Source organism: Pediococcus damnosus (genome assembly GCF_001437255.1).
GTDB lineage: Bacteria > Bacillota > Bacilli > Lactobacillales > Lactobacillaceae > Pediococcus > Pediococcus damnosus.
Genome location: NZ_JQBD01000010.1, coordinates 41,166 through 47,389 on the forward strand (window position 1 = coordinate 41,166; position 6,224 = coordinate 47,389).

At 34.5% G+C, this 6,224-nt stretch carries 6 protein-coding genes; 2 read left to right on the plus strand and 4 right to left on the minus strand.

Features of this window, described 5'->3' with window-relative positions:
* Nucleotides 1-36: 36 nt before the first annotated feature.
* Nucleotides 37-333 carry a DUF3899 domain-containing protein gene (locus tag IV84_RS02590; protein ID WP_145913124.1) on the minus strand — a complete coding sequence of 99 codons (297 nt, stop codon included), beginning with the start codon at nucleotides 331-333 and terminating at the stop codon, nucleotides 37-39.
* A 100-nt stretch (nucleotides 334-433) separates the two neighbouring features.
* Nucleotides 434-1,324, minus strand: coding sequence for a YihY/virulence factor BrkB family protein (locus tag IV84_RS02595; RefSeq protein ID WP_046871591.1), 891 nt, complete (start codon nucleotides 1,322-1,324; stop codon nucleotides 434-436).
* Between the two features lie 231 nt (nucleotides 1,325-1,555).
* Between IV84_RS02595 and IV84_RS02600 the strand changes: the two genes are divergently transcribed.
* Together IV84_RS02600 and IV84_RS02605 are read left to right on the plus strand one after the other, a co-directional pair.
* Nucleotides 1,556-2,056, plus strand: coding sequence for a GW dipeptide domain-containing protein (locus IV84_RS02600; protein ID WP_056986062.1), 501 nt, complete (start codon nucleotides 1,556-1,558; stop codon nucleotides 2,054-2,056).
* Nucleotides 2,057-2,098: 42 nt separating this feature from the next.
* Nucleotides 2,099-3,292, plus strand: a complete 1,194-nt coding sequence (locus IV84_RS02605) for a CotH kinase family protein (protein WP_062909601.1) — start codon at nucleotides 2,099-2,101, stop codon at nucleotides 3,290-3,292.
* Nucleotides 3,293-3,556: 264 nt separating this feature from the next.
* On the opposite strand, the gene IV84_RS02610 is transcribed toward IV84_RS02605, so the two are convergent.
* The gene (locus tag IV84_RS02610) at nucleotides 3,557-4,540 is read right to left on the minus strand and encodes a glycosyltransferase family 2 protein (RefSeq protein ID WP_056986064.1); all 984 of its coding nucleotides are present in this window, start codon (nucleotides 4,538-4,540) and stop codon (nucleotides 3,557-3,559) included.
* A gap of 2 nt (nucleotides 4,541-4,542) precedes the next feature.
* Complete coding sequence (locus IV84_RS02615) at nucleotides 4,543-5,553, minus strand: glycosyltransferase family 2 protein (RefSeq protein WP_056986065.1); 1,011 nt, start codon at nucleotides 5,551-5,553, stop codon at nucleotides 4,543-4,545.
* Between the last annotated feature and the right edge of the window lie 671 nt (nucleotides 5,554-6,224).

A 6,224-nucleotide genomic window follows, 5' to 3' on the forward strand; every position in this document is an offset into this window, starting at 1 on the left:
ACACCCCGGCTTTTAAGCTGGCGTGCCCTTTTTGATTTAAAATAACGAAATTAAAACACTGACAATAATCGTAAAACTCCCAATATTTAGGAAGTAACGGGCCGGCTTGGTTATCACAATCGGGCCATTTTTTTCTCGGCCAACCTTATGCACATCAATTTTCTTTCTATCCGAATCATCTTCACCCTTAGCGGGACGCCGAAACCAACCCGTGAATAAATGACCTCGCTCCAATACAAAGAAAATACCAACGATCAATAGTAACAATCCTGCCATAAAAAAGTGATTGCTCACTTTTAACGGGTCTTTAAAAATTAACCAATCAATAAGCATTAATATTACAATCAAGGCTTCACTGGTCAAGGCTTTGTGCTTTTTTATATTTTCCGTAATTGTCACACCTTTAACTTAAATTATGTTTGTATTATACCAGTTAATGACTAGTTTGGTGGTTTCTTTTTAAATGGCTCAGTTTTGGTTTGAATGGTAACCCACTAATTTTTTCTTGTAAGGCTGCGTTGATAACGCCCCCAATTAGCATGATTTCGGCCAAAAAATCTAACCACAACATGATAATAATAAAAGTTCCAATCGTTTTATACGTAGTAACTGCTCCGCCAAAATAGCGTAAATATAACGTAAAAAATTGGGTCAAAATAACGAGACCAATCATCGCAAAGAGTGCACCAGCCCACGCGTACCGCCAACGAACCCTAGCCATCGGCACGATCATATACAAGATGGTCAAAATCAACCAAATTCCGAGAATTGTAATTGGCCACTTGATAGTTTCTACAAAATTGATAAAATCCTGTGGTATTTGTAGCAACGGCGTGAGATAAGCTAACGCAACTTGCCCGAATGAAAAAGAAAAGACAATTATAATCAACGCCACCATAAATAAAAGGACAATTAAAAATGATAGAATGCGCATTAATATTGCATTGGTCGTGTTCTCCATGTCGTAGGTCGCGTTTAAGGCCTGTTGGAAGGCGCTGATCCCCTTGCTGGCAGACCAGAGGGCCACTACCACCCCAATTGATAACACGCCACCATTGTTAGTTGTTAGTAGTTGTTTAATCAGGGGACTCAAAATCTTATAAATATTTTCTGGCATAATTCGATTTACATATTTCAAAACGGTGTTTACCGGTAAATTTAATAAGGGTAATACATTCCCAATCAATAAGAGTAAAGGAAAGAAAGATAGCAACGTATAGTAAGCTAACACAATCCCATTGTTTGAGATGTTTCCTTTTTTATACCGCCGCAAAAAGATCGTGATAAAATCAAAAAATGAGGTTTGTTGAAATCTTCTAAGCATGGCTGTCCTCCTCTGTATCGATATGGTTGTTTTCTTTAGTTTACCATGTGATTGCTGCTTATAAAAATAATAAGATAATCACGTTTTCTATTTAACTTTGCTTTTTAATTAAACGACAAAACTGATTTGCATTTCAGTACTCAATTACAGGAGGAATATATCTAAAAATAGTAATCTATCTAATAAAATAATGTTAAAATTAAATCATAATATAATAGTTGAGGTGAGTTTATGTCAGATAGTAACTACGATGTATATGTGAATAATATGGTAGAAGTGAACTATGATGCAACGATCGACCAAACTGCCCGTTTCGATGGTCTCTACAAGGGAATGATGTGGCCGTATAACCATGGTGATGTGGCTGGCAATCGTGACGCACGACCATTACACGGAACAGCAATCCATGTTACACAAGAAGCAAATCTGAATACAGGCATGACCTTTGTGAAATTTAATTGGCAAGGAAACGATGTTTGGATTCCCAAAGAAGGAGTTATTCCGCCCACATTTGATTCACAAATTAGTCTCACTAACCAATTAGCAACGTTAGCCAAAACTAACATTGATTATCCTTACTTTAAGGACATTCCACAAACTAAAAAATTTAGTCATATTCCGATCGGATATATTAATAAGGATAGAATAGCCGGTCAAACCATTCTGGTAACCGCTCGTGCCATTCGTAGTGATAATCAAGAATTTAAACAGTTTTTTACCAACGGATCATGATTTTGGGTCAGTTCTCAGGCCGTCACAAAGATGGGCAAGCCATTGGCAACTCTATTTATTGGTAGTGACACTGCCTCGCGCTCAAAAGCTAAATCTAAAATAAGTAGTGTGACAATTCGACAACCAAACGGTGAAAATACGCTGGCCCAGATCAAGTTTTCTGTCCAAGGCAATTACACCAAAGATTTCAAGCGCCGTAATTTCGAATTCGAACTTTATAATGATTTCGAGCAATCCCAATCTAAATTAGTTAAATTTGGCACTTGGCAGCCAAGAAGTAAATTTTCTTTGCGTGGTGACTATACCGACCAAACCCATTCCAGAAATGGAACTGGCTACTCTTTATGGAAAGAAATTTTAGCAACTGAAAAAATCTATCCTGAAAAAATCAGAGATAAAGAGATGTTGGGAACCATTCAAACCCAGCCAGTCAATGTCTTCTTTGATGGTATGAATTATGGCATTTACAGTCTTTCAAGCTATTTCGATGCGAATAGTCTCAAGCTCGATTCTAACAATGAAGATGAAATCCTCCTGTTAGCACTTGATGGCTACACAAATGATAAAGATCTTGCTTTTGCAAACCCAACTGCCAGATTAAATGATTCTGACTTTGGCGTCATGTCACACCATACAGCTGCCGATAAAAAATTGTTTACAAATACAAATCGTTTAATGAAATTTATCCATTCTTCAACCGATCAAGAATTTCATAAAAATGCCCAAAATTACTTTGATCCTCTCAATTTGATTGATTACATTTTGTTTACGGGGGCCCTTGACGCCTTTGATAATGTTACTCACAATACAACTGTCTTCACTTATGATGGCAAGCATTGGTTGTTTTCATTAATTGATTTAGATATTAGTTTTGATATTGATGCAGATGGCAAACTTCTTTCTAATCCACATCCAGTTTTGAATCATATTGATTCACCGTTGTTCAAACGAATTTTTGCTTGCTTCCCAGAAGAGGTAGAATCCCGCTGGCAGGAATTACGCAAAACAATTCTCAGTGAAGACCATGTAATTGACGCTTACAAACAAAAGATGGACGAAATTGGCGGAACAAATTTTGCTGCTGATCAAAACATTTGGCACAGTCCAACCGGTCCAACGAGTAGTTTAGCCAATGTAACTAACTTTGTTCACCGACAATTACCTAAGTGCGATCATATTATTGAAAAATCATTTCATAGCAACCTTTTAAACGGATTTAAAATAGATTTCAAATAAGGAATCGTTCACTGTATGTACATCTTCCTGTTAATAAATTGCCCAAATGGTAACCAATTAACAGGATTTTTTAAAATTAAATTTCTAATACCGAAAAAACTAATTTTTATATACTAAAGCTAAACTCTACTTAAAATTCACTATGTTAAAAAAATAGCTTGAATCCTAAATTTATAGGAATCAAACTATAATAAATCGCCTTATCTATTTTTGTCATAACCTTCATGTTATCTTAGCTTCAAAGCAACTGGATCAAAGTTCAACTTAACTCTTCAAAAGTTTTTCAGAATGTGCCAAGTATTTACTAAAATCAGAAATATCATAGTTCTCATATTCTGAACCTGGCTGATGCAATGCCTGTAATTGCTGTTGCATTATATCTTGTGTGGAGCCCCATAAATCAGCGTTTTCTTTCAACATCAGCTGTTGTTCATGGTCTAATGTTTTCTCATCATATCCAGGATTCTTTTTCTCCCAATAAAACAATGTGGCAATAGAATTGCCAAAATCAAACGCTAATTTCTGGGGTGCCTTTTCTTTAATCTTACGCAAATAATATTTATTCATTTTAGCCCATTGATCTAACCGAATATTAAATTTTAAGGCAGGATCTCTAACAGTAGATTTTTCATTATACAACCAACTGTAAACAAACGAGTCAAGCCAAACAACATCACTCGCTAATTCTACCGCCATGGCACAGAAATACACATCCTCAAATATCCGAACATCATCCAGCCAGTGCAAGCCCATCCGTTCGACATAATCACGATTGAACCATTTGGCATAGGCAGCACTCCAAACAGGATCATTATGTAAATAAAAATAACTGCCGTCTGCATTTCTACCTTGTTCAATATACTTGGCAACTATTACTTCATGGTCACCCTTTTTAACTACATCAAAAAACTCCTGCAGAGCACCATCATAATAAAATTCATCATCAGCATCAACAAACATATAGTATCTGCCCTTGGCCATTTCCATGCCACGCTGTCTAGCAACCCCGGCGCCCCCACTATTCGTAAAATATTTGTAACGAATATTAAGATTATTAAGCACTGAAAAATCATCTAAACTTTTTAGTTTTTTTCCACCATCTCCAACTAGAATAATTTCCACTTCACGAAAATCAATCCCAATTTGATAGTTAATTGATGATAAAGCAATCATCAGCTGATACTCATCTTCGTTGTAAAAGGGAATGATAATTGACACAGTTGGCCTGAATTCTTTCTTTGCATCCATTATTACTTCGTCTCCTTTTCAGAAAATTGATTTCCTAACGCGTATTGTTCTGTATCGTATAAAAATTTAATTGCATCATCATTACTTAAGCCTGTGTAATTAGTTTTTTTTATGTTGTAACTTATGATTGCTTGCATAATTTTTACGCGTGCCGGTAGCCAATACGAACTAAATTCACGAAGCAAATGAATATGCTCTTCTGTAAATTTTTCCATATTTGCTGGTTTAAATTTCTTTTGTCGATAATAAATATCTGCAACATAATCCACAAACCAATCTTCCACACGCGCAGCTTTGTATTTTTGTACTTGTTCAAGAAAATATCGACGTCCTCTACTCCAAATATGTAACTGGTCATCAAAGGAAATCCCTGAATTATCAATACGTCGGCCAACTGATTTACTGTTATACAACCAAGTATAACTGTAAGCATCTATTTGCTTAATATTCGTTGCAAATTCATAAGCTAGCCCAACAAAATAAGTATCTTCAAACACTTTCAAATCATCAGCCCAGCGAATATGATAGCGCTCAATAAGATCACGATTAAACCACTTAGAAAAAATAGAATAGTTTTCATTGTTATCATGGAAAACATAAAACAGGTTGCCGTTCTCAATACTCTTTGCTTGTTCAACATACTTACCAGCAATTATGTCATAATTTTTTTTATCAGTAACATTGAAAAAATCTAACAAAGCCCCATCAATATGGAATTGATCATCCGCATCCATAAACATAAAATACTGGCCACTTGCATGATCCATTCCCATTTGTCGAGCAGGCCCAGGACCATGCCCTTCACTTGAACGAAGGTAAATTACATCTAAATTTTTTAGTAGTCTAAAAGTATCCTTACCATTTGGAAGCTCAGGACCGCCATCATTTACTAAAATGACTTCAACTTTTTCAAAATTAATACCAATTTGATTATTTATTGAGGTTAATACATTAAACACTGTGTAAATCGGCTCATTATGGAATGGAATAATAATCGAAACTGTTTTCTGCATAACACTGCAACTCCTCTATAATATACTTCATCATATTTAATAAATTCTTTTATTCATATCACCTAACAATTATAAGTCAACTATGACTTCAAGAATAAATATAGAATCCATAAACTCTTCTTTTATTTATTAATCCATTCAATCATGAATCATCTGTTGAAAATTGTGTAACCACAAATTTTTATACTTCACATATTATTTATCCTATGCCAAAGATTCTAAACAATTTATCGTCAATATTTTCTCCAGACCATTAGTTAGTCACTAACGCTCATAATTGTTTATACAACTAATTATACCATTTTTGTTTAATTAGTTGGCTAATTAATAAAAAAGTCTACCATATTAAGAACCAAAAAATTAAGAAATATTATTAGAGTAATCTGTCTCATTTCTTACACAAGCGAAGTTATAAAATTCACCAATGAAAAACATCTAAACGAGGTTAAAAAGGATTCTTAATGCTTATAACTCAAAACATTATAACGTGCTAAATAAACTAATAGATACCTAACCAAATCCTAATGTCATCTTCAATTCACATAAGCATTGCTATTTAGTCATAAAAACAAACCGGCATTGAATACAAACAAGTGTAAAAGAAATGAATTCTAAAGCTATTCAACTTTTTATTATATTCCCTGAAATATTCATAGATCGAAATATAATGC